The 24,464-nt window shown below is 45.8% G+C and carries 19 protein-coding genes; 7 read left to right on the top strand and 12 right to left on the bottom strand.

The genetic code is table 11. The features are described 5' to 3' along the window. Positions 1 to 4 precede the first annotated feature (4 nt). The 8 genes from NL643_RS02160 to hrpB all read right to left on the bottom strand — a co-directional run bounded on the left by NL643_RS02160 (position 5) and on the right by hrpB (position 13,575). Positions 5 to 1,018: a Fe(3+) ABC transporter substrate-binding protein gene (locus tag NL643_RS02160; RefSeq protein WP_005386566.1), complete on the bottom strand. Its 1,014-nt coding sequence runs from the start codon at positions 1,016 to 1,018 to the stop codon at positions 5 to 7. 152 nt (positions 1,019 to 1,170) lie between these two features. Further along, positions 1,171 to 2,400 carry an ammonium transporter gene (locus NL643_RS02155; protein ID WP_046875065.1) on the bottom strand — a complete coding sequence of 410 codons (1,230 nt, stop codon included), beginning with the start codon at positions 2,398 to 2,400 and terminating at the stop codon, positions 1,171 to 1,173. A gap of 27 nt (positions 2,401 to 2,427) precedes the next feature. Next, entirely contained in the window at positions 2,428 to 2,766 is a 339-nt protein-coding gene (locus NL643_RS02150) for a P-II family nitrogen regulator (protein WP_005396729.1), read from the bottom strand. A 188-nt stretch (positions 2,767 to 2,954) separates the two neighbouring features. Further along, positions 2,955 to 3,323, bottom strand: a complete 369-nt coding sequence (locus tag NL643_RS02145; RefSeq protein WP_012841428.1) for a YacL family protein — start codon at positions 3,321 to 3,323, stop codon at positions 2,955 to 2,957. 99 nt (positions 3,324 to 3,422) lie between these two features. Next, on the bottom strand, positions 3,423 to 6,020 hold the full coding sequence (acnB, locus tag NL643_RS02140) for a bifunctional aconitate hydratase 2/2-methylisocitrate dehydratase (RefSeq protein WP_253643831.1): 2,598 nt from the start codon (positions 6,018 to 6,020) through the stop codon (positions 3,423 to 3,425). Positions 6,021 to 6,288: 268 nt separating this feature from the next. Further along, a complete protein-coding gene (locus NL643_RS02135; RefSeq protein ID WP_109169475.1) occupies positions 6,289 to 8,619 on the bottom strand; it encodes a patatin-like phospholipase family protein in 2,331 nt (776 codons plus the stop codon). A 122-nt stretch (positions 8,620 to 8,741) separates the two neighbouring features. Next, the gene (gene mrcB, locus NL643_RS02130) at positions 8,742 to 11,114 is read right to left on the bottom strand and encodes a penicillin-binding protein 1B (RefSeq protein WP_253643830.1); all 2,373 of its coding nucleotides are present in this window, start codon (positions 11,112 to 11,114) and stop codon (positions 8,742 to 8,744) included. Next, positions 11,107 to 13,575, bottom strand: coding sequence for an ATP-dependent helicase HrpB (gene hrpB / locus NL643_RS02125; protein WP_253643829.1), 2,469 nt, complete (start codon positions 13,573 to 13,575; stop codon positions 11,107 to 11,109). Before hrpB ends, mrcB begins: the two co-directional genes overlap by 8 nt. A gap of 66 nt (positions 13,576 to 13,641) precedes the next feature. Here hrpB and sfsA point away from each other — a divergent pair, with 66 nt between their 5' ends. The 7 genes from sfsA (at position 13,642) to panC (ending at position 19,588) form a co-directional block, all read left to right on the top strand. Next, a complete protein-coding gene (gene sfsA, locus NL643_RS02120; RefSeq protein ID WP_253643828.1) occupies positions 13,642 to 14,358 on the top strand; it encodes a DNA/RNA nuclease SfsA in 717 nt (238 codons plus the stop codon). Positions 14,359 to 14,494: 136 nt separating this feature from the next. Continuing rightward, on the top strand, positions 14,495 to 14,941 hold the full coding sequence (dksA, locus tag NL643_RS02115; protein WP_005386584.1) for an RNA polymerase-binding protein DksA: 447 nt from the start codon (positions 14,495 to 14,497) through the stop codon (positions 14,939 to 14,941). A gap of 96 nt (positions 14,942 to 15,037) precedes the next feature. Further along, complete coding sequence (gene gluQRS, locus NL643_RS02110) at positions 15,038 to 15,901, top strand: tRNA glutamyl-Q(34) synthetase GluQRS (RefSeq protein ID WP_203343400.1); 864 nt, start codon at positions 15,038 to 15,040, stop codon at positions 15,899 to 15,901. Positions 15,902 to 16,002: 101 nt separating this feature from the next. After that, positions 16,003 to 17,370 (top strand): polynucleotide adenylyltransferase PcnB, encoded by a 1,368-nt coding sequence (gene pcnB, locus NL643_RS02105; RefSeq protein WP_046875073.1) that lies wholly within the window; start codon positions 16,003 to 16,005, stop codon positions 17,368 to 17,370. Further along, complete coding sequence (folK, locus tag NL643_RS02100; protein WP_048625962.1) at positions 17,367 to 17,852, top strand: 2-amino-4-hydroxy-6-hydroxymethyldihydropteridine diphosphokinase; 486 nt, start codon at positions 17,367 to 17,369, stop codon at positions 17,850 to 17,852. The genes pcnB and folK overlap by 4 nt, the downstream gene beginning before the upstream one ends. A gap of 24 nt (positions 17,853 to 17,876) precedes the next feature. Next, positions 17,877 to 18,671 carry a 3-methyl-2-oxobutanoate hydroxymethyltransferase gene (panB, locus tag NL643_RS02095; protein ID WP_005396718.1) on the top strand — a complete coding sequence of 265 codons (795 nt, stop codon included), beginning with the start codon at positions 17,877 to 17,879 and terminating at the stop codon, positions 18,669 to 18,671. Positions 18,672 to 18,682: 11 nt separating this feature from the next. Then, entirely contained in the window at positions 18,683 to 19,588 is a 906-nt protein-coding gene (gene panC / locus NL643_RS02090; RefSeq protein ID WP_005396717.1) for a pantoate--beta-alanine ligase, read from the top strand. Between the two features lie 55 nt (positions 19,589 to 19,643). On the opposite strand, the gene NL643_RS02085 is transcribed toward panC, so the two are convergent. The 4 genes from NL643_RS02085 to NL643_RS02070 all read right to left on the bottom strand — a co-directional run bounded on the left by NL643_RS02085 (position 19,644) and on the right by NL643_RS02070 (position 24,312). Next, positions 19,644 to 20,573: a Kdo(2)-lipid IV(A) acyltransferase gene (locus NL643_RS02085; protein WP_253643827.1), complete on the bottom strand. Its 930-nt coding sequence runs from the start codon at positions 20,571 to 20,573 to the stop codon at positions 19,644 to 19,646. Between the two features lie 127 nt (positions 20,574 to 20,700). After that, a complete protein-coding gene (locus NL643_RS02080) occupies positions 20,701 to 21,471 on the bottom strand; it encodes an ABC transporter permease (RefSeq protein WP_253643826.1) in 771 nt (256 codons plus the stop codon). Then, positions 21,472 to 22,389, bottom strand: a complete 918-nt coding sequence (locus NL643_RS02075) for an ABC transporter ATP-binding protein (RefSeq protein WP_047008973.1) — start codon at positions 22,387 to 22,389, stop codon at positions 21,472 to 21,474. A 252-nt stretch (positions 22,390 to 22,641) separates the two neighbouring features. Continuing rightward, the gene (locus NL643_RS02070; RefSeq protein WP_114323662.1) at positions 22,642 to 24,312 is read right to left on the bottom strand and encodes a SulP family inorganic anion transporter; all 1,671 of its coding nucleotides are present in this window, start codon (positions 24,310 to 24,312) and stop codon (positions 22,642 to 22,644) included. Positions 24,313 to 24,464: the final 152 nt, after the last annotated feature.

Raw genomic sequence — 24,464 nt, 5'->3', positions numbered from 1 at the left:
GGAATTAAAGGTCAAATTTCACTTCGTCTAATAGCTTAATTGCCGCTTCGTGGTTGGCTGCAATATCGTCTAGAGAAAGCTTGTCTGCTTTAAAGTCACCCCAAGATTCCACAAGTTCAGAACGCTTCACGCCTTCTTTAACAGGGTACTCGTAGTTAACTTCTGCGTACATCTGCTGCGCTTTGTCACCCGTTAGGAATTCCATTAGCTTCACAGCATTGTCTTTGTTTGGAGAGTACTTCGCCATCGCCATACCAGAGATGTTTACGTGAGTACCTGTAGTCTCTTGGTTAGGGAAGTTGATGTAAACTGCATCTGCCCAAGCTTTTTGCTCTTTGTCATTAACCATTTTACCTAGGTAGTAGCTGTTACCTAGAGAAACATCACATAGACCTTCTTTGATCGCTTTAACTTGTGCACGATCGTTGCCTTGTGGTTTGCGAGCAAGGTTTGCTTTCACGCCTTCCAACCACTCTTTGGTTTCTGCTTCGCCATTGTGAGCAATCATTGCTGAAACTAGAGAAACGTTGTACGGGTGCTTACCGCTACGAGTACAAATTTTACCTTTGAACTCTGGCTTAGCTAGATCTGCATAGTTGAAATCTGCGCCTAGTTTACCTACGCGATCACGTGAAGAGTAAACACTACGAGAGCGTAGAGTTAGGGCAAACCACTCATTCTCTTTATCTTGGTATTGAGCTGGTACGTTTTCTTCAATGATTTTGCTATCTACTTTCTGAACTAAACCTTTGTTTGTCAGTTCAGCTAGACGACTGATGTCTGTCGTAAGGATAACGTCAGCTGGGCTGTACTCGCCTTCTTGAGCTAGCTTTTCTGCTAAGCCTTTTTTAGCAAATTTTACGTTTACTTTGATGCCAGTTTCTTTAGTGAACTCGTTGAACATAGGTTCAACTAGGAAAGGTTGACGGTAAGAGTAGACGTTCACTTCTTCAGCAGCCATTGCTGTTGGAGCTAAGGTTGCGCAAGTTAATGCTGAAAGAGTTAGCAGTTTTTTCATTGTTTAATCCTTTACCATGCTAATGATAACGTTTATCAGTTGCGTTATTATATGTATGTTCAATAAGAAGACAATGACAAATATTAAAAAACCTGCTCATCGGAGCAGGTTTTTTAATGTTGAGAGTGTAACTATTTATTACAGGCTATTGATTACTTCACAGTGACAAATTCTGGGTACGCACCGACGCCACAATCATGCATGTCCATACCTTCCATTTCTTCATCTTCCGTGACGCGAATTCCAACGGTTGCTTTCAAGATAGCCCACACCACTAGACTGGCACCAAATACCCAAGCAAAGATAACGACTGCACCTAAAAGCTGCGCACCGAATGTAGCATCGCCGTTACTTAGTGGCACAACCATCAAACCAAAGAAGCCACAAACACCATGCACTGAAATCGCACCGACTGGGTCATCAATTTTTAGTTTATCTAGGCCAATGATGCTGAATACGACTAGCGCGCCAGATACTGCACCGATAGCAACTGCATATAATGGCGATGGTGATAGAGGATCTGCGGTGATAGCAACCAAGCCAGCTAGCGCACCATTGAGAATCATCGTTAAATCCGCTTTGCCCCAAGTCGTTTTACATACAAATAGCGCCGCAATAGCACCTGCAGCAGCAGCTGCGTTGGTGTTTAGGAAGATCTGACCTACCGCTGTTGCGTTCTCAAAGTCTGAAACCATCAACTGAGAACCACCGTTAAACCCAAACCAACCAAACCAAAGGATGAAAGTACCTAGTGTTGCCAAAGGCATGTTTGAACCTGGAATCGGGTAGATTTCACCGTTTTTTCCATATTTACCTTTACGAGCACCAAGAAGCAATACACCAGCGAGAGCTGCAGAAGCACCAGCCATATGTACGATACCTGAACCTGCAAAGTCGCTAAATCCAGCTTCTGCTAGGAAACCACCGCCCCATGTCCAATAACCTTCCATTGGGTAGATAAATGCGGTCAAAATCGCAGAGAAAACCAAGAAAGACCAAAGCTTCATACGTTCAGCCACCGCACCAGAAACGACAGACATTGCCGTTGCAACGAAGACGACTTGGAAGAAGAAATCAGACTCTAGAGAGTGATCAGCCCCTTCACCTTGAGTACCAATCAGCGCACCAAACGAAGGTAACCAGCCTCCTTCTCCGTTGTCGACATACATGATGTTGTAACCAACGATCAGAAACATCGTACATGCAATTGCGTACAAACAGATGTTCTTCGTAAGAATTTCTGTTGTGTTCTTAGAGCGCACAAGACCAGCCTCTAGCATCGCAAAACCAGCTGCCATCCACATTACCAACGCACCGGAAATGAGGAAGAAAAAGGTGTCAAGTGCGTAACGTAACTCGGTTACTGTTGTTGTTAATTCCATAATAAGTTTCTCCAATCCCTTGAATTCTTAAAGTGCTTCTGCGTCCATTTCGCCCGTTCGGATACGCACCGCTTGGTTCAGGTCGTAGACAAAAATTTTACCGTCACCAATCTTTCCTGTTTGCGCAGCTTTTGTAATCGCTTCAACCACTCGCTCAACATTATCCGCGTGAGTAGCGATTTCAATTTTCACTTTTGGTAGGAAATCGACCTGATACTCAGCGCCGCGATACAGTTCCGTGTGGCCTTTTTGACGACCAAACCCTTTAACTTCTGATACCGTCATCCCTTCGATACCGACGTTAGCCAATGCTTCTCGCACATCGTCTAATTTAAACGGCTTAATAATGGCATTGATTATTTTCATTCAATTCTCTCCGAAGCTTTCATCCTGAAACACTTCTAATAATCCAATCTACGTGCCAAGTTTTTAAGTCATTGAATAATAAAAACTAACGTCAATTTACATATCTATAAACAAAAAGGGCGCACCATATCGGTGCGCCCTTTTCACAAATTTAAAGCAACAGAAGGAAAGTTACCCAAAACTGTGCACTAAATGTTCAAAAAGTCTTTCCATCGCTCGATAAGAATCATGAAGTCCTCTATTCCACAGCTTGCTGTACTTTCTGCATTGTAGAAATCGAATTCACTTTCCATCTCAACATCATGGTCATGGGCCAATGCGTTTTCTTGCACTAGGACTTCATCGCCCTGAATCATCAAGCTAATTTCTGTACCTGTTAGGTTATGCTCTTGAGAAGGCGCTGAAAATGACTGCTCAATTAGCTTTTCAACCTGAGCAATCTTCATAGGATCTTTGCCAATTTCTTCTTGTAGCCAGCGCCCAACAATCTCATGCCCCATGCTGCATTTTACGTAGTACTCGCCCATCAACGTGTTACGGATGAATTCAAATTCCATCGAGATTGCCTTTTCGTATCAATTTGGTGCGGAGTATAGCGAATTGCGCCCATAAAAAAAGCACCTCGTTTGAGGTGCTTTTTAATTGTGCAGTTAAACTTATGCAGGCTCTTGGAAGATCACTTCATCCGCTTTCTTGGTGTACTGATCCATTTTATGGAAGTTCAAGTAGCGGTAAGTATCTGTAGCGGTTGCATCAATTTGCTTCGCATACTCCAAGTACTCTTCTTTAGTTGGAATCTTACCAAGGATTGCACCTACGGCAGCTAGTTCCGCAGACGACAGGTAAACATTCGCACCAGTACCTAGACGGTTCGGGAAGTTACGCGTTGAGGTCGACATCACTGTTGATTTGTCTGCAACACGCGCTTGGTTACCCATACACAGTGAACATCCTGGTGTTTCGATTCGAACCCCAGCACGGCCAAAGATACCGTAATAACCCTCTTCCGTTAGCTGATCCTTGTCCATCTTCGTTGGCGGAGCGATCCATAGACGAGTTGCAAGCTGTCCGTTGAACTTATCTAGCAGCTTACCAGCAGCGCGGAAGTGACCGATGTTCGTCATACAAGAACCGATGAACACTTCATCAATCGCTGTGCCTTGTACTTCAGACAACAAGCGAGCGTCATCCGGATCATTCGGTGCACATAGTACTGGCTCATTGATTTCAGCCATATCGATTTCAATAACATGTGCGTATTCAGCGTCTTTATCAGCTTGCATCAGCTCAGGATTTGCTAGCCACTCTTCCATCGCTGTAATACGACGTTCGATAGTACGGCGGTCACCATAACCTTCAGAGATCATCCACTTCAGCATTACAATGTTAGAGTTTAGGTACTCTTCGATCGACTCTTGCGACAGTTTCACAGTACAACCTGCCGCCGAACGCTCTGCAGATGCATCAGAAAGCTCAAATGCTTGCTCAACAGTTAGCGTTTCTAGGCCTTCAATCTCAAGGATACGGCCAGAGAATTCGTTGATCTTGCCCGCTTTTTCTACCGTTAGTAGACCTTGCTGAATCGCGTAGTAAGGGATGGCATGAACAAGGTCACGCAGTGTGATACCCGGTTGCATTTCACCTTTAAAACGAACCAAGATTGACTCTGGCATGTCTAGCGGCATAACGCCTGTCGCAGCTGCAAAGGCAACCAAGCCCGAGCCGGCTGGGAATGAAATACCTAGAGGGAAACGAGTATGCGAGTCACCACCCGTACCGACAGTATCCGGCAGTAGCATACGGTTTAGCCATGAGTGGATAATACCGTCACCAGGACGAAGAGATACACCACCGCGGTTCATAATAAAGTCCGGAAGTGTGTGGTGCGTGTTTACGTCTACTGGTTTTGGGTACGCAGAGGTGTGACAGAAAGACTGCATGACAAGGTCAGCAGAGAAGCCGAGACAAGCCAAGTCTTTAAGTTCATCACGAGTCATAGGGCCAGTAGTATCTTGCGAGCCTACTGTCGTCATCTTCGGCTCACAGTAGGTACCAGGGCGAATGCCTTCTACGCCACACGCTTTACCAACCATTTTCTGTGCAAGCGTGTAACCCTTGCCAGAATCTGCAATTTCACCAGGTTTACGGAATACATCCGAAGGCTCAAGACCTAGCGATTGACGCGCTTTGTCTGTCAAACCACGACCGATGATCAATGGGATACGACCGCCAGCACGAACTTCATCAATCAGTACTTCCGTTTTCAGCGAGAACTCAGCTAAAACTTCACCTGTTTCGTGATTACAAACTTTACCTTCATATGGGTAAACATCGATAACATCGCCCATGTTGAGCTTAGTCACGTCGACTTCGATTGGTAGTGCGCCCGCATCTTCCATTGTGTTGAAGAAGATAGGTGCAATTTTACCACCAAGCACATAACCACCAGCACGTTTGTTTGGAACGTAAGGGATATCATCTCCCATAAACCAAAGTACTGAGTTGGTTGCAGATTTACGTGAAGAACCAGTACCAACAACATCACCAACGTAAACCAATTGGTGACCTTTTTCTTTCAATTCTTCAATTTGCTTGATCGGACCAATATTGCCCGGTTGATCAGGATTGATGCCTTCACGCTCGTTCTTCAGCATCGCAAGTGCGTGCACTGGGATATCAGGACGAGACCAAGCATCAGGTGCAGGTGAAAGGTCATCCGTGTTCGTTTCACCTGTTACTTTAAATACAGTTAGAGTGACTTTTTCTTCAAGCTTAGGCTTAGAAAGGAACCACTCAGCATCAGCCCATGACTGAAGTACTTTCTGTGCATGCGCATTGCCTGCTTTTGCTTTCTCTTCTACATCATAGAAAGCATCAAACATCAGAAGTGTATGAGACAGTGCTTCTACAGCAATCTCTGCCTGTGCTTCGTCATCAAGTAGCTCAACTAGCGGCTCGATGTTGTAACCACCTTGCATAGTGCCTAGCAGTTCAGCCGCTTTTTCACGACTCACTAATGGTGATTTAACTTCACCTTTTGCTACTGCTGTTAGGAAACCCGCTTTAACATAAGCGGCTTCATCTACACCTGGTGGGATGCGGTTTTCAAGTAGGTCAAGAATGAACTCTTCTTCACCTTGCGGGGGATTTTTCAGAAGTTCTACAAGTCCAGCAACTTGTTCTGCGTCTAGCGGTTTAGGAACAACTCCTTCAGCAGCACGCTCTTCGACGTGTTTACGGTAGGCTTCAAGCACGACTTTTTCCTCTCATTGCGGTTCCTCCTCTATTATTACTATTGTTAAAGTAAAGGAGTGAACATCCTTGGAAACTTGGCTCTCCATTGCCCTTGTTTTCATTCAATTATGATTGAGAAACAGCGCCGTAGAGGCCAAACTGTGGGCAAAATAATAGCAAATTTAACCTTAAATTAAAATCTTATCATTTTGACCAACATAGCAACTTACGACTAAAGTTCTGCTAATTTTGACCAAATATGCCAAGTTTTTGCTTTCTTATACCCGGTTAATTAAACGACGTTCCTACGATCAAATACACAGCATCCATATCCTGCTCAGTACGACCATAAGCCAGCATAATTGGCCCGATTGGTGAGTCAACACCAAAGAAAATAGAGCCAGCATTGTAAAGTGGCGCTTCATTCAGCTTCAGATCATTATCTGACCAAACTCCACCGTATTCCACTGATGCACCGAGGTAGACTGGCGCTTCAAATAGTCCAAAGTCATTGTCGAACCATTTGTATCGGTACACCAGGCTACTAAAAAACAGGTTCTGTCCAATCAAGCTATTTCTTGGGATGCCAGATAGGTTTAAAAAGCCGCCTAACTCTCTCGGATCAAGTGGAACCGATGAATTTTTACTTTCTACAAAGCTATATTCTGCATGTCCGACTAAAGTATGACGCTGATGACTGACCGCACCTTTGAATCGCGCGGAGATTTCATACACAGTATCTTCAATCATCTTTTCCGTGTCGAGCAGAGTGATGCCTTCCGGACTCTTGTCATGAGATACGAAATATTCAAGATCGACCAGCAGTCCGCGAGTAGGAAATGCAAAATCATCAAGCGTATCGAGTCGATAGCTCGCAAATATACCTTTGCGCTCGAAGTCTAGCTGCCCTGCCGAGGCCAAGGTAGACAGCTCAATATCTCCTGTAGAGTAACGAGCACCAAGGCGCAACTCTTGCCATAACGTAGGTTGAATGCCAATAGCCAGTTCTGAAGCAAAGTCATTATAGGAAACGGGTAAGAAGTCGTTAACTGAGCTGAGGTCCGGGTTTTCAAACTCGCTAAAAGGTAAGTTTCTATCTTCACTGCTGTATCCAACACGGCCAGCAACAAAAAGCGTTTGGCTAGATAAAACAGGCGAATACAACTCAGCTTCTATCAGCTTATCCGTGCCCATTTCTACGTTGAACGCCAACTCCGCACCATGCGAATTTAAATTAGTAAAATTGGTCGACATACCGATGCCGTATTGGCTATCCGTATCGAAGTCATCTTCAAGGAAAAATCGAAAGTTAACGTAATTTGGCCCCCACGACTTTTCGTTAACATCAAAAACCAACAATGTTTTACCATCAACATCTTCAAAGTGATAAGTGATTAACTCAAAACGATCCAACGCATAGAGATTTTCAACGGCTTTTTCTATTTCAGCCGTTGGAATACGACGACCTGTTTTCAATTGAATACGGTTAGTAAGTAATACATCGCTGTAGTGGGTGTTATTCACTATCACAATGTCATCAACAATGCGTTTATCACCGTAAACCAGCGTCTTACGTACCTCTTGCTTGTGATCGATGTACTTTTGGTATTCTGCGTTCGATAAACTTAGACCAAGCAGCTTATCTTCAAGCTGCTTGGTAATATCGTAACCCGCTTGAAAAGCCCAAGGCATTTTGTCGAACTCGACCGTTTCCATGGTGCCCACATTGGGACGAATATAAATATCTTGAGGTTCAAGCTCGTCCACTTGCTGTTGCGTACTGCGACGGACTAGGTAATTAGAAAGTTGATCCGCTACAGTAAACAGCCCAGTAAACTCATCTTCGGTTTTGTAGTCGGTGCTAATATCAACAGCAATAACAACATCTGCCCCCATAGCGCGAGCCACATCGACAGGCATGTTATTGACCACGCCGCCATCGACAAGCATATGGCCATTGAGCTTATAGGGAGGGAGCGCTCCTGGTACAGACATACTGGCCATCATGGCGTCCACGAGGTAACCATTGCCAAGAACCACTTCCTCTAGCGCAAGAATATCTGTCGCCACAGAGCGATAAGGAATGGCAAGATCATCAAAAGAATCGAATCGCCCTAAGTTCCCTGTAGTCTCTCGCAATACGCGCAACATGTTCTGGCCTTGCACGACACCCGTTGGGGCACGAACCTCACCAAATCTTAAGCCGAGGTCAGTGTTAATTTGATAGCGGTCTTCATACTCTTTATCACGAACTCGGCGTTGACTGCGGTCGACACGATCTCGATAACCACTGCTCCAATCGACGGTGTAGATAAAACTTTCAATTTCATCAGCGCTCATCCCCGTAGCATAGAGACCACCGACATAAGCGCCCATACTGGTGCCCGTTACGATATCGACCGGGATCTGCATCTCTTCTAACGCTTTGAGGACGCCGATATGCGCAGCGCCTTTTGCTCCGCCACCGGCGAGCACAACTGCCACCTTTGGACGAGGCTCCACGTCATCCGTTTTTGCTAGAGAGTTGGCGAGGGAAACTGAAGGAGTGGTGATCAAAAAGGCACTAACCCAAAGCGCGAAATGGCGAGTCGACGGGCTTGATAACAGCTTTTTGAACATTCACTTCTTCCTTTGTTGAATTTCTTATCAAGTAGGGCGTGCTAGCAGCACCGCACTAACACGCCCTAATATGTACTAAGAATTGACCAGAGAGACAAGCTAATGTTGTTGATTTGGCGATGCTACCAATCAAATAAGCTGTTAAGCCAGTTTGATTTCTTCTCACACTGCTGCTTTATTTGACCCGTTTTATCCCAAACTGGCAGTTTATAATCACTACGACAGTTCATTTCTAAACCACCATCTGATGTCGGCTTAAATCCTAACGTGGTGATCTCTCTTGGCCATGGAAGCTCTAAACGCTCAGGAATGCGTTGCTTCAAATACTCTGCGTACACTCGTAATGCACCGCTCGATCCCGTTAGATGAACCGGTTTGTTATCGTCGCGGCCTAGCCAAATTGTCGTCACTTCACGGCCATCAACACCGACAAACCAGCTATCGCGGTTATCGTTACTGGTACCCGTTTTTCCTGCCAGTGCAGCCCAACCAAACTGGCTTTGCAAGAAGCGGCCTGTACCTTGAGCAACCCCCTGCTTCATCGCGTAGGTCGTTAGCCATGCTGCTTGCTCATCCACGGCTCTTGATGAACGAGGCAAGGATTGATATAGCACGTTGCCTTCCATATCCATCACTGAGCGCAGAGCAGTCAGTTTCGCACGTTTGCCTGAGTTCGTCAGTGTCTGATACATCTGCGCGACTTCAAACGGCGTCAAAGAAAACGAGCCCAAAAACATCGAAGGCACTGGGCGGATTTCGTCTTTGTTGACGCCCAAACGTTCTAAAGTATCGGATACTTCTGGGATACCAAGCGCCATGCCTAAGCGCACAGTTGGCACGTTGAGCGACTTCGCTAAAGCAATATAAAGTGGCACATCACCACGGTATTTTCGGTCGTAGTTGCGCGGTGTCCATACATTACCTTTACTGCTTTTCAGGCTTAGCGGCGTGTCGTGCAGCGTCGTGCCTAGGTTATATTTTTCCGGCTGTTCTAGAGCCGTCAAGTAAATCGCTGGTTTAACTAGAGAACCAATTGGACGACTGGCATTGAGCGCGCGGTTAAAACCTTCATAACCAACACGTTTACCGCCAACCATGGCACGGATTTCACCACTATGACGATCAACCGCAACAGCGGCAGCTTCCAATTCTTTACCGCCTCGTTTAGCTAGCTCCGGGATCTTTTTCGCGATGGCTTGCTCCATTTTGCTTTGCGATACCGGATCCAGAGACGTAAACACGCGCAGTCCGGTTTCCGCTTTAAATCGCTCCCCCACTTTTTCTTTCAATTCAATGCTCAATTGTTGGAAATAAGCGGGCTGACGGCTCGCAATACGTGGTTTGCTCTGCGTATCAAGCGAACGACTGACGGCTTGCTCATACTGCTCAGATGTCAGCATGTTTTGCTGCATCAACAAACGTAATACAAGATCGCGGCGCTCTTTCGTGCGCTCAGGATAACGAATTGGATTGTAGTAAGACGGTCCTTTTACCATCCCAACTAACATCGCCAGTTGATCGATTCGCAGCTCTCGGATCGGTTGTCCAAAGTAATAACGCGATGCCAAGCCAAACCCGTGGATCGCTTCACCACCACTTTGCCCTAGATACACTTCGTTAAGGTAGGCTTCCAAAATACGATCTTTGCTGTAACGGTAATCCAAAATTAACGCAATATACGCTTCTCTAACTTTGCGCCACAGCGTCTTATCACGGGTCAAAAACAGGTTTTTCGCCAACTGCTGAGTTAGCGTACTACCGCCTTGAACAGTACGACCCGCTTTAATGTTTGCAACCATTGCTCGTGCAATCGCGAGTGGAGACACCCCATCGTGTTGATAAAAATCCCGGTCTTCGGTCGCAAGCAGTGCATCAACTAAAATTTCTGGGAACTGATCACGACGCAAGAACAGACGCTGCTCATCTTGATCTTTCTCCAGCATACCCAACATCTTAGGCTCTAAGCGTAAGTAACCAAGATCGCCTCGGGACTCTAAAGACTGAATACGCTGTAAGCCAGAATCTGAAAAATGGAGCATCACGTGACGATCCGGTTCAGGACCATCGGCAAATTCAAATGGACGACGGATCAGCTCAATACGAGTGGAAGAAGAAGAGTACTCACCAGGATAGCGAGGCTGACTTACCTTACGGTAATTCAGTACATCCAGCTCGTTACGAAGTTCTTGAATGGTGATATTTTCACCCGGATTTAAGTTCAAGATGCGAGCATAAACCACCGTTGGCAGTTCAAACAGCTGGCCTTCAAAGCGCTCTTTCACAACACTATCTAAATAAATACCCACAAACAGCAAAACAGCGGCAAGCGCAACACCGGCTTTCCAGCTAAATGACCACAAAACTTTCAGCCACGAACGTTTCTCGTTAGCCGGCTTTTTACTCGGTGTGCGTCGAGTCGGTTTTGTCGTTCCTTTATTGGTTGTACTTTTCTTCGCTGGCGCTTTTTTCGCGCTAGGCTTCTTGCTGTTAGTCATTATTCAATTGTCTTTTTGTTTTAGTAGTTGCTACATGATTGGCAGGATCATCTGGCCAAACGTGTTTTGGGTAGCGCCCTTTCATCTCTTTTTGAACGTCTTTATAGCTTCCATTCCAGAAAGCCGCCAAGTCAGACGTCACTTGCAATGGACGTTGTGCCGGTGAAAGCAGTTCAAGCACCAAACGCTTGCGACCAAGTGCTACCGTAGGAGAGCCACTCTCACCAAATACCTCTTGCATACGCACCGATAATTTCGGCTCATGGCCATACTGGTAACGGATACGCTTCTTTGAACCTGTCGGCAGTTGGTAATGCTCTGGTAACCATTCATCCAGTTGTTGATTGAGTGGCCATCCTAATCGAGCGTTCAGCGCTTCGACCAAGTTTATCTTGCTCAAATCGTTAACCGAACTGACGGACGTCATGTACGGCTCTAACCACTCTTCTAATGAATCCAACAAACTGGCTTCATCAAACATTGGCCATGATTGCTCGGGTAACCATTCCACCGCACAACGAATCCGAGCCAACAAGCTCTCCGCTGCCAGTGTCCAGTTTAGACTCTGTAAGCCCTGGCGGCGGACATACGTGAGTAAAGCTTGTGTCATTTTTTCTTTGCCAGGGCTTGGCAAAGGCTCGCGTTCAACCACCAGCTGACCGAGTTTTGTTTGTCGCTCAGCCATTAGACGCCCTCTTTTTTCATCCCAGTCTACAACTTCTTCAGACGAAAATAGCGCTTCAAAGGTCGCTCGCAATATATTGACATCCAATTCACATGCCGAATGAATTTGACTGGAGTTAGAATGAGAACGCATTAAGTCAACGGCAACCAAATAGTCACAGCCACCTAGCATGTCTTCCTGACGACATTCTGCACCATGACCATTAGCCAAAGTAAATCGCCCAAATTGATTTGTGCGCTGCTGCGCAATGCGATCTGGAAATGCCAAACTTAACACCAGCGGTAATGCTTCTTCATCCACGCCTTTCAGGTCAAATACCGTATCCAATTTGTACGCTAGAGATTGAGCACGCTTGAACAACAGCGACTTTTTTGGATGAGTACCAACAAGCCAACGATGCAAGCTATGAGCGATATTGGTAACGTTTCTCTCTGGCTCTTCAATCAGTGCGACCGCCGCCAAAGCAGCATTTAACATCTTATCACTGTAAGATTGCGCTTTAATTAGCATCGCAGCCGCACGAGGCTCAACGCCTAGTTCATGCGCCTGTTTTCCTTCGGACGTTAATTGCCCTTTTTCCGTCAGTAGTCCCAATGACACCAATAGCTGCTTCGCTTGTTCCAATGACGCATTAGCAGGAACATCAAGCCACTTGAGATCGTGGATATCACTCGCTCCCCAAAAGGCCAGCTCCATGACTAAGCTCGATAGATCGGAATGCAAAATTTCAGGTTGGGGAACCAGCGGTTGCTGCTTGAACTGACTTTCAGAATAAAGACGAACACAAATGCCCTCTTCGATCCGCCCTGCTCGTCCTGCACGCTGAATCGCTGAAGACTGTGCAATGCGTGTTTGCTCTAAGCGTGTTAAACCGTTTTTCAAATCAAACCGGGCAATACGCTCTAACCCAGAATCAACCACAAGGCGAATGCCTTCAATCGTCAGTGAAGTTTCTGCGATGTTGGTCGCGAGTACGACTTTACGCTTGCCGTGTTCTGCCGGCGTGATGGCTTTTTGTTGCTCAGTAAAGCTCAGTTGCCCATAAAGCGGACACACTTCAATATCATCCGCCAAATGAGATAAACGTTCTTCGACTTGTTTAATGGCCCCAACGCCCGGTAGGAAAGCCAACAAAGAGCCGGACTCTTTGTTCATAAGACTTTCTATTGTTTTTGCCATACTCGTAGGTAAATGATCATTCACACCTAACGGTTGGTAACGCATGTCTACGTCGAAACTGCGTCCTTCTGATTCAATGTAACTGGCTTCCGGCAACAACGACTGTAAGGCTTGTTGATCAAGCGTTGCCGACATTACCACCAGCTTGAGATCGTCTCGCAATGCCTCTTGAACTTCTAAACTGAATGCCAAAGCGGTATCGGCATGAATGCTGCGTTCATGAAACTCATCAAAGATCAGCAGTTCAACACCATCCAGTTCAGGGTCAGTTTGGATCATCCGAGTCATGATCCCTTCGGTTACGATCTCCAGCTGCGTTGCAGAACTTACCTTTGCCTCGCCACGAACTCGATAACCCACGCGTTGCCCTACTTGCTCTCCCAATTGCTCAGCAAGATAACGGGCAATGTTACGCGCCGCGAGTCGTCTTGGCTCAAGCATGATGATTTTTCCAGCAACCGAATGATTTAAGAGTAACTGCAAAGGGAAGTAAGTCGACTTACCGGCACCAGGCGCCGCTTTTAAGATCACTTGATGTTGATTTTTGACCGCCGTCAGCAACTCAGGCATCACGGCTTCAATCGGCAATTGTGACAAAGGAAATACCTTGTGGTGTAATGGTGGCAACATTGTACATAAAAAAATTTTTGTCTAAATAAGCAAATGCATTTCACACCCACTTTAGAGTCCGCCACTCTACTCAAACGCTATAAACGCTTTCTTGCCGATATCGAACTCGATACCGGTGAAGTTCGTACTATCCACTGCGCAAACACTGGCGCTATGACAGGTTGTGCGACACCGGGAAACAAAGTTTGGTTTTCCACTTCCGACAACCCGAAACGAAAATACCCCAATAGTTGGGAGTTGAGTGAAACCGAACAAGGCCACCGTATTTGTATCAATACCGCGCGCGCCAACCAATTAGCCGTTGAGGCTATTGAAAATAATGTCATTTCAGAGCTTTGTGGTTATGACACACTTCAAACTGAGGTGAAATACGGTAATGAAAATAGCCGAATTGATATCTTGCTCAGCGCAGACAACAAGCCAAAGTGCTATATAGAAGTGAAAAGCGTCACTCTTCTTGATGAGACCGACTCTACTGGACAAGGATACTTCCCAGATGCGGTCACGACTCGGGGACAAAAGCACCTGAGAGAGCTCACAGAAATGGCACAAAATGGAAGTAGAGCCATACTTTTATTCACTGTTTTACATTCAGGTATTGAAAAAGTATCCGCGGCGCACCATATAGACGCGAAATATTCACTATTACTCAAACAAGCACAAGACGCTGGAGTGGAAGTTCTCTGCTACAAAGCTGAACTGAGCGATACTGGAATGAAGCTGATTTCCGCTATTGATTTTATCAATTAAGAGAAAAAATGATGTCGTCTTCACATTGACGATAACTTTGCGATTCAGTATTTGCTTGCACCGCCTCTTTTTGCTATAGATACCCGCCTTAAATTGACTGCGTAGCAGTTGACTAGGTGTAAGTAGGAGATGCTGTATGCCAGAATCAAAGAAGAAAACGATAGGCATCCTAGCCATTGCCGGCGTGGAGCCATATCAGGAAAAACCTGGTGAAGAGTACATGTCACCAGAGCAGGTTGAACACTTTACGAAAATCTTAACAGCTTGGCGCGACCAGCTGAGAGCTGAAGTGGATCGTACCGTTCACCACATGCAGGACGAAGCAGCAAACTTCCCAGATCCAGTTGACCGCGCCTCTCAAGAGGAAGAGTTCAGCCTAGAACTGCGTAACCGCGACCGCGAACGCCGTTTGATCAAGAAGATTGAAAAGACTTTGGATAAAATCAAAGAAGACGATTTTGGCTTCTGTGAGTCTTGTGGCGTAGAGATTGGCGTTCGCCGTCTTGAAGCACGTCCAACCGCTGACCTATGTATTGACTGTAAAACACTTGCAGAAATCAAAGAGAAGCAAATGCAAGGTTAATCAACCAAGCATTATGATTATTGAAGGGAGCTCAGGCTCCCTTTTTGTTTTGACTACCTTTTCATTCCATTTGTTTACTAAATTCGAGATACACGCATGACACGCTATGTAGGTCGATTCGCCCCATCTCCTTCTGGTCCTTTACATTTTGGTTCACTGATTGCCGCTCTTGGCAGCTATTTTCAAGCGAAAGCACACAACGGAACCTGGTTAGTACGTATTGAGGACTTGGACCCACCAAGAGAAATGCCAGGTGCGGCGCAACTTATCCTAGATGCGCTCAAAGCCTACCAGCTGCATTGGGATGGAGAGGTGGTATACCAGAGTGAACGTCATGACCTTTACCAAGCCCAAATAAACACATGGCTCGAAAATGGTGAGGCCTATTATTGCCAATGTACTCGAAAGCAAATTAAAGAGCATGGCGGGTTTTATCCTGGCACTTGCCGCGATAAAAACTTGAAAGACGGCGCGATTCGCCTAAAAATGACCAAGCCTGTCGCTCATTTCTTCGATCAGAAGCGTGGAACAATTAAGATTCCAGAGCAACTCGTTAATGAAGATTTCATTATTAAACGTCGAGATGGATTATTTGCTTATAATCTTGCGGTAGTATTGGACGACATCGACCAAGGCGTCACAGAAGTCGTGCGTGGTGCAGACTTAATCGAGCCAACAGGGCGTCAAATCAGTCTGTACCAGATACTTGGGCAGCCTGAAGTCAGCTACTTGCATTTACCATTGGCGATGGACAACAACGGCAATAAACTGTCGAAACAAAATCACGCGACGGCTATTGATATAGAAACACCAAAGCCTACTCTATTACGCGCCATGACATTTTTGGGTTTCGAGATACCGGAAGCCATAAGAGCGGCCAACATAGAAGAGATTCTTCGTTGGGGCAGCGAAAACTGGCGCTTGGAACAGCTTCCAACAGAGATCGAGATCACAGCGTGATTCTCAAATGGCATTGTGTAGGCTATCATTAGCCGCAAATTAGGCCCTAGAGGCGCAAAAACTAACCAAAGCAAGATTGGACTAAACCCAGTTATTGCCAGATGCACATGAATACAAACGACTATACACCAAGCGAACCTGCCACTATTCCAGAGCTCGCTCTCAATGTAATAACTCGTGAAGAGCACAACATTTCGCGTAAGCAGATCAGTGATAATGCACTGAAGGTACTGTACCGCCTAAATGGTGCTGGTTTCGATGCTTTTCTTGTGGGTGGCGGGGTTCGAGACTTACTGCTTGGACAGAAACCAAAAGATTTTGACATTGCGACCAACGCAACGCCGGAACAGATCAAACAGCTATTTCGTAACTGCCGTTTGATTGGTCGCCGCTTCCGCTTGGCTCATATTATGTTTGGCCGAGATATCATTGAAGTAGCGACATTCCGCGGTCACCACCAAGAGCAAAAGAATAAGAGCATCTCTCAGCAATCGAAAGAAGGAATGCTGCTGCGGGACAATGTCTACGGCACCATCGATGAAGATGCTGAGCGCCGTGATTTCACGATTAACTCGATGTACTACAACATCGCGGATTACTCGATTCACGACTACGCACGTGGTATTGAGGATTTAGAAGATCGCCTCATTCGACTGATTGGCGATCCAGAAACACGCTACCGTGAAGACCCAGTACGTATGTTGCGTGCGGTTCGCTTCGCAGTAAAACTGGACTTTGATATTGAAGAAGACACCGCGGCGCCAATCGAACACATGGCACCGTTGCTCGGTGACATTCCGTCAGCGCGTCTTTTTGAAGAGTCACTCAAGTTATTGCAATCCGGTCATGGCTTAGAAACCTACCACCTACTGCGTGAGTACAACTTATTCCAACAGCTCTTCCCGACGATTGCAGCGCACTTCACGGAAGATTACTCCTCTCACACTGAGCAAATGTTGGATCTTGTCCTAGATTCTACCGACATGCGCATCGAAGATGGTAAACGTATCAACCCTGCATTTATGTTTGCTGCAATGCTGTGGTACCCACTGTGTGCGAAAGCCGATGAACTGATGGAAGAGCGCAACCTAGGCCATTACGACGCTATTATGGAAGCGAGTAACATCATTCTTGATGAACAAGTTCGTACAATTGCCATTCCAAGACGCCACACCGCAACCATTCGCGAGATTTGGCAGCTGCAGCTGCGCCTTCCTCGACGTAACGGTAAACGTGCATTCCGCCTGATGGAGCTCAATAAATTTAGAGCTGGCTTTGATTTTCTTGAAATGCGCGGTGAAATTGAAGGTGGTGACACTCAGAAGCTTGCCAAGTGGTGGGAAACTTTCCAAAATGCAGGCCGAGAAATGCGTCAAGCAATGGCTGCCGACCTAGACGGTCAATCACCGAAGAGTGGTCAGCGCCGCCGTAAAACCTATCGCAAGAAAAAGAGTAAGCCTAAGTCATGATCACAGCGTACATTGCGGTAGGCAGTAACTTGGCTGATCCTGTCAGCCAAGCGAAGCAAGCGATTGAAGCGTTAAAAACGCTGCCTAAATCAGAATTTGTTCAGGCTTCTTCGCTATACAGCAGCACGCCAATGGGACCACAAAACCAACCGGATTACATTAATGCGGTTGTGTCGATTAACACCAGTTTGACGCCTCTTGAATTGCTCGATTGCACACAAGCCATTGAGCAAGAACAAGGGCGTGTCCGTAAAGACGAACGTTGGGGACCAAGAACCTTGGACCTCGACATTGTGCTTTATGGCAATGAGGTGATTAATTCCGAGAGGCTGATCGTTCCTCATTATGGAATGAAAGAGCGTGAATTCGTACTCTACCCTCTTGCGGAAATTGCACCAAGTTTACAACTCCCCGATGGGACCGAGGTCTCTGAACTACTGGAACAAGTAGATAGAAACGGCCTCAGTATCTGGCAGTCATAGCCAACTCCTAGTAAGGATAAAACCATGAAAAAAATGACCATCAACGACCTAATCAAGTGGAAGCAAGAAGGTCGTAAATTTGCTACTTCAACCGCTTATGATGCGAGCTTTGCCCAACTGTTTGAAAGCCAAGAAATGCCAGTACTTCTTGTTGGTGATTCTCTAGGTATGGTTTTGCAAGGTCACAACGATACTCTGCCAGTAACGGTCGATGATATCGCTTACCATACTCGTTGCGTACGCGCAGGTAGCCCAAATTGTTTGTTGATGGCTGACATGCCATTCATGAGCTACACCACGCCAGAGCAAGCTTGCGAAAATGCGGCTACACTGATGCGTGCTGGTGCCAATATGGTGAAAATTGAAGGTGGTGACTGGCTAGTCGACACTGTAAAAATGCTCACTGAACGCTCGGTTCCAGTTTGTGCTCACCTTGGTTTAACTCCTCAAGCCGTGAATATTTTTGGTGGTTACAAAGTCCAAGGTCGCGATCAAGAAAAAGCGGACCGCATGGTGAAAGATGCGTTAGCACTGCAAGAAGCAGGCGCTCAAATCGTCTTACTAGAGTGCGTGCCTGCTGAGCTTGCTGAGCGTATTACGCAAGTGCTCGACGTCCCTGTTATCGGTATTGGAGCTGGTAACGTGACAGATGGTCAAATTCTCGTGATGCATGATATGTTCGGTATCTCTGCCAACTACATGCCGAAATTCTCCAAAAACTTTCTTGCTGAAACAGGTGATATGCGCAAAGCCGTTGCTAAATACATTGAAGATGTAGCCAACGGTGTATTCCCAGACGACGCTCATACCATTGCCTAGAGGATAAATGCATGCAAACTTTTGCGGAAATCTCAGCAGTTCGTGAACACCTTAAAACCTTTAAACGTGAAGGTCGTAAAATTGCGTTTGTCCCAACCATGGGCAACCTTCACGAAGGTCACTTAACTTTAGTGCGTAAAGCACGCGAATACGCTGATATCGTTGTCGTAAGCATCTTTGTTAATCCGATGCAGTTTGATCGTGCAGACGATTTAAATAATTACCCGCGTACGCTAGAGGAAGACTTAAGCAAGTTAACCTCTGAAGGGGTCGATGTGGTATTTACGCCGACACCAGAAGTTATCTATCCTGAAGGGCTTGATAAACAAACGTTTGTTGATGTTCCGGGTCTATCGACTATTTTAGAAGGGGCTTCACGCCCTGGTCATTTCCGTGGCGTCACAACCATCGTAAACAAGCTATTTAACATCGTTCAGCCAGATGTGGCCTGTTTTGGTGAGAAAGATTTTCAACAACTTGCTGTTATCCGCAAGATGGTTGTCGATCTTGCGATGGACATTGAAATCATTGGTGTACCAACCGTACGTGAAATGGACGGTTTAGCTATGAGCTCTCGCAATGGCTTACTCACGCTGGATGAGCGTCAGCGTGCGCCAGTACTTGCTCGTACAATGCGTTGGATCAGCAGTGCCATTCGCGGTGGCCGTGATGACTACGCATCGATCATCGAAGATGCGAGCGACCAACTTCGAGCTGCAGGTTTGCACCCTGATGAGATCTTCATTCGTGATGCTCGTACTTTACAAGTGATCACGCCAGAAACGACACAAGCCGTCATTCTGATGTCTGCGTTCTTAGGCAAAGCGCGTCTTATCGATAACCAAACGGTAGATATGGTTGTCGAAGCGAAGGAAGAAGCAGAGTCTAGTAATACAAACTCAGAGAGCGCAGAGTAAGCTCTGAGCCATCAAGACGTAAAAAGGTCGACTCTTAGTCGACCTTTTTTATTTTCTACGTATAGACGCAATCTAACCCTTCAGGGCGTGTTTTAAACCGCTTGTGCAGCCACATCCACGCTGGAATATCACGTTTTATCATTTTCTCAAGCTCTTGGTTCAAGATACTTGCCGCTTTAATCGCATTACGCCTCTCGAAACGCTCACTGATATCTTTCCCAATATACAACGTGTAATGGTGATTCTTGCTCACTGTGACGCCAGATATGACCGCGCACTTTGTTGCGTCTATAAGCACACTAGAGCCCATGGTACTCGCGGCTTGTTCAACAGCAAAGAACGGCGCAAAAACAGAATGGCTGACGCCATAATCATGGTCGGGCAAATACCAAAGTCGATGACCATTTTTCAGAACTTTGAGCATTGATTTAACGTCTTTTCGATCAATCATTTGATGCCCAAAACGAGTTCGACCTCGATGTTGAATAAACTCATAAGCAGGATTCGAATTTGGGCGATAAACGCCATAACCTTTGGCAAACTGGCTAAAAATACGAGCGGTTATCTCCAAGTTTAAATGGTGACTGCACACCACCAACACACCACGGCCATTCTTTTCCTCAGCGAGTAAACGATCTTTTCCAACAATAGAGGTTATCCGACGTATCCGCCAATCTGGCCAAAACCAGGCTATGCCCGTTTCGATGATCGCCATTCCCGTATATTGAAAGTTTTTTCGTACTACGTCCTTACATTGCCAATCCGTAAAATCAGGGAAACACAGCTGGAGATTACGCAGAGCGATCTTGTGTCGGCGCTTCATTACATGCATCGCAATACAACCGATGCCTCTACCTAAAACTTTCAACACCACGTAAGGGAGTAGATTTACAGTGACCGCTAGAGAGCCAAATGCTAGCCAAACAGACCAATATTTGGGCTTAAGTAACTGATAGGAGAAAGGCGGCGGCGGGACAATATTCATAGGATCACTCATTTATTACAAATGATTGAAACCTATCATGATAAAAACTGAATGATTGTATGGGTATGTATTGTTATGCATGCCAAAGAGCAGCATGATTCGCTGCTCTTTGTTGTGTGGGAGAGTCTTAGCTTCTTAGCCCAATACCTTTCGTTACTAAGTAATGAGCAACGGCATACAGCGCTATCACAAACACCGCAAGCACACTGAATGAGGTGACAATACCTACATCCGATACGCCTAAAAAACCATAACGGAACGCATTCACCATGTAGACGATTGGGTTAATCTTAGAGACACCTTGCCAAAATTCAGGCAGTAAGCTGATGGAATAAAAAACACCACCCAAGTAGGTTAACGGGGTCAACACAAATGTAGGAATGATCGAAATATCATCAAACGTTTTTGCATAGACTGCATTGATCAGCCCGCCTAGAGCAAATACAACGGATGTCATGAAGACGGTCGCAACAATAATACCCCAGTGTTCAACTTGCAGATCCACAAACAATAGAGACACACAGGTAACAATAGCGCCAACTAACAAACCTCGAGTCACACCGCCCATTACGTATCCAGCAATAATCACGTAATTTGGCACCGGTGCCACCAGCAGCTCTTCAATGTTCTTCTGTAGCTTTGCACTAAAGAACGAAGACGCCACATTCGAGTATGAATTGGTGATCACCGACATCATGATCAAACCTGGAACTATGTACTCCATGTAGCTAAAGCCGCTCATCTCACCGATTCGAGAGCCAACAAGATTACCGAAAATAATGAAATACAGTGTCATTGTGATAGCTGGCGGTACTAAAGTTTGCACCCAAATACGCGTAAAACGGGTGATCTCTTTGCTCAGCAAGCTACGAAATGCCGTCCAATATAAACCGTACATTTACTTACTCCCTTCTCTTACAATGCTGACAAACAACTCTTCCAGTCGGTTGGCTTTGTTACGCATTGAAAGAACTCTAATACCATGCTCTGTTAACTGACTGAACACTGAGTTCAATCCTTGGCTTTTATCTAGCTCTATCTCTAAAGAGCCATCAACAATACTTTGTCGATTGACGCCTTCAAGCTCAGGTACCTCGCCTTCAGATTCAATGTCTAGGATAAATGTCTCGACACTTAACTTACCTAGCAACGCCTTCATGGTGGTGTTTTCAATCAACTCACCCCGGTTGATAATGCCGATATTTCGACACAGCATCTCCGCTTCTTCTAGGTAGTGCGTCGTCAAAATAATCGTAATCCCTTGCTCTTGGTTGATCTCTTTCAGAAATTCCCACATTGAGCGGCGTAGTTCAATGTCCACCCCAGCCGTTGGTTCATCCAAAATGAGCAACTGCGGCTCGTGCATCAAAGCTCGGGCGATCATCAAACGGCGCTTCATTCCGCCAGATAAATTACGGGCACGCTCTTTACGTTTTTCCCATAAATCGAGTTTTTTCAGGTACTTTTCAGCTCGTTCTTTGGCTAATACTTTAGACACACCGTAATAGCCCGCTTGCTGCATCACGATTTGTTCAACAGTTTCAAACTGATTGAAGTTGAACTCTTGTGGCACCAAGCCTAAATTCTGTTTGGCCAACTCAAGGTCGGTATCAATGTCATAACCGAAAACTTTCGTCGTTCCAGAAGTTTTGTTCACTAAGGAGGAGATGATGCCGATCGTGGTCGATTTTCCTGCACCATTGGGACCCAGAAGCGCGTAGAAGTCACCTTTTTTCACTTGGAGACTAATACCTTTTAACGCCTCAAAGCCACCTGCATACGTCTTGCGCAGCTGTTCAATTTCTAATGCGTACATAAGGTCTTGATTGCCGTTTGTTTGTGATTACTAATACCGACTCGATGTTTATCAGCGGTTTACTACGAAATCGCCTTGGGTATTGTACTGGAGGTCCATCAGTTTATCGTTGAATAACGATGATTACAATTAAACCTTTCGATAATGTTGGAAATATAGTCCCTATCAACGTAAAGGTTATCTGCAAGTAAGGAAAAGTTAGGGAATAAAAAACGCAACAGAACGCTGTTGCGTTTTTAACGATCAGAGTGATTACGCCGTTATACGCTGATACTGGTCCGCCTCGACATGTGCTACCGCCGCATTTAATGCTTCATAACGGAATTGGTACATATTGTCATTTGGGACAAGATCAATGACGTGGAACTTTTCTAGCTGTTCTCGCGTGCGCTCATTTGGACACAACAAATACACGGCACAATTAGCATCAAGCGCATCTTTAATCGCGTTTTCTAACGCTAAACCGACGGTGACATCAATCATAGGTACATCGGTAAGATCGAGAATCATCACATCATAATCCGAAATACTGGAGTGCTGGCGTGAAATTGCCTTAGAAACACTGAAGATCATTGGACCCGAAAGATAAAAGAACAGTACTTTGCCATTGGCGCGATCAAGCAAGCCACGCTCGCTGTCAGTTAGCGGCACATCGTCTTCATCCGCGTCGCTGATCGCTTTCACTTGTCTCGCCTGCTCTCGGCTCAGACGCTCAATGATAATAATGTTGGAAATAAAGACGCCCAAGCCCACGGCAACGATAAGATCAACGAACACTGTGAGCAACATAACGCCATACATTACCGCCATTCCGGAAAAGCTAACCTTGTGTGCTCGTTGAATAAAACTCCAATCCAAAATGTTAAAGCCGACATATACTGCAATGCCAGCCAACACAGCCATTGGGATCGGCTCCGTTAATCCACCTGCAACCAATACGACCAATGCAAGCATAAGTGCACGAATCACACCGGACAATGGCGAACGAGCCCCAACTTGAATGTTAGTCACCGTGCCCATCGTTGCGCCCGCGCCAGGTAGAGCACCGAACAAGCCTGAGATCATGTTGGCAAGACCTTGGCCTCGCAGTTCTTTGTCTGAGTCGTGCTCTTTACGAGTCAAGGAGTCACCGATAACCGCCGTTAACAAAGTGTCGATACAACCTAAGGTGCCGAGCACCAACGCATCAATAACCATCTCAACAAACATATCTGGATCAATATGAGGTGCAACGAGAGAAGGCAATCCTGCCGGGATTTCACCGATACGACGAATGTCTTCCGTATCGAAGAACATCACAGACAATAAAGTCACCGCAACCAACGCCACGAGTTGCGCTGGTACATATTTTCGATATTGCTTAGGGAAGAAAAAGAGAATCCCCAAAGTCAGTAGACCTAAAAACAGTTCACTGAACTTGAGGTTAGAAATGGTCTCCGGCAAAGCAGATAATGTTCCGAGCACTCCTCCTGAAGGAGCAGCATGCCCCATCAAAGGTGATAGCTGCAAAATGATAAGAATCACGCCAATCCCTGACATAAAGCCCGAAATCACGCTATAAGGCATCAAGGTAACGTATTTACCCAGTTTTAACGTCCCTAATAGGATTTGGAACGCACCAGCCATCATAACAACCGTGAAGGTCATGGCCATGCCCGTTTCTGGATACTTCGCCATCATACTGGTTAACACAGCGGTCATGATTACCGTCATTGGCCCTGTTGGTTCTGATATTAACGTATTAGAACCACCAAACAACGAAGCAAACAAACCGACCATTATTGCGCCCCAGAGGCCTGCTTCTGCCCCTGCACCGGATGCAACACCGAACGCTAACGCCAAAGGAAGAGAGATAATCGCTGTGGTTACCCCGCCAAATACATCCCCTTTGAAATTAATATCTTCAAAACGACTACCGAACACTGCTGATTTCCCTGCATTCAATTTTAAAAAGTAAAATGTCATTACTTTAACGAGCCAGGCGAAAATTTAAACCATAAATAGATTAAGGCTAAATTCACACCACAAATAATTAGGCCTAATTTTACGTTTTTATTGATGAAAACTAGTCAGAT

The organism is Vibrio sp. Y42_MX_L11, from assembly GCF_024181785.1.
Taxonomy (GTDB): domain Bacteria; phylum Pseudomonadota; class Gammaproteobacteria; order Enterobacterales; family Vibrionaceae; genus Vibrio; species Vibrio diabolicus.
Note: the sequence above shows the minus strand (reverse complement) of the source record. Positions and strands in the feature narration are given on the sequence as shown.

Excerpts from the sequence above, each read along its gene's own strand:
- dksA (WP_005386584.1), top strand. The coding sequence starts at position 14,495 with ATGCCAGAATCAAAGAAGAAAACGATAGGCATCCTAGCCATTGCCGGC.
- NL643_RS02150 (WP_005396729.1), bottom strand. The coding sequence starts at position 2,766 with ATGAAAATAATCAATGCCATTATTAAGCCGTTTAAATTAGACGATGTG.
- NL643_RS02075 (WP_047008973.1), bottom strand. The coding sequence starts at position 22,389 with ATGTACGCATTAGAAATTGAACAGCTGCGCAAGACGTATGCAGGTGGC.
- mrcB (WP_253643830.1), bottom strand. The coding sequence starts at position 11,114 with ATGACTAACAGCAAGAAGCCTAGCGCGAAAAAAGCGCCAGCGAAGAAA.
- sfsA (WP_253643828.1), top strand. The coding sequence starts at position 13,642 with ATGCATTTCACACCCACTTTAGAGTCCGCCACTCTACTCAAACGCTAT.
- NL643_RS02080 (WP_253643826.1), bottom strand. The coding sequence starts at position 21,471 with ATGTACGGTTTATATTGGACGGCATTTCGTAGCTTGCTGAGCAAAGAG.
- NL643_RS02155 (WP_046875065.1), bottom strand. The coding sequence starts at position 2,400 with ATGGAATTAACAACAACAGTAACCGAGTTACGTTACGCACTTGACACC.
- NL643_RS02160 (WP_005386566.1), bottom strand. The coding sequence starts at position 1,018 with ATGAAAAAACTGCTAACTCTTTCAGCATTAACTTGCGCAACCTTAGCT.
- NL643_RS02145 (WP_012841428.1), bottom strand. The coding sequence starts at position 3,323 with ATGGAATTTGAATTCATCCGTAACACGTTGATGGGCGAGTACTACGTA.
- folK (WP_048625962.1), top strand. The coding sequence starts at position 17,367 with ATGATCACAGCGTACATTGCGGTAGGCAGTAACTTGGCTGATCCTGTC.
- NL643_RS02085 (WP_253643827.1), bottom strand. The coding sequence starts at position 20,573 with ATGAATATTGTCCCGCCGCCGCCTTTCTCCTATCAGTTACTTAAGCCC.
- panB (WP_005396718.1), top strand. The coding sequence starts at position 17,877 with ATGAAAAAAATGACCATCAACGACCTAATCAAGTGGAAGCAAGAAGGT.
- pcnB (WP_046875073.1), top strand. The coding sequence starts at position 16,003 with ATGCACATGAATACAAACGACTATACACCAAGCGAACCTGCCACTATT.
- gluQRS (WP_203343400.1), top strand. The coding sequence starts at position 15,038 with ATGACACGCTATGTAGGTCGATTCGCCCCATCTCCTTCTGGTCCTTTA.
- NL643_RS02135 (WP_109169475.1), bottom strand. The coding sequence starts at position 8,619 with ATGTTCAAAAAGCTGTTATCAAGCCCGTCGACTCGCCATTTCGCGCTT.
- panC (WP_005396717.1), top strand. The coding sequence starts at position 18,683 with ATGCAAACTTTTGCGGAAATCTCAGCAGTTCGTGAACACCTTAAAACC.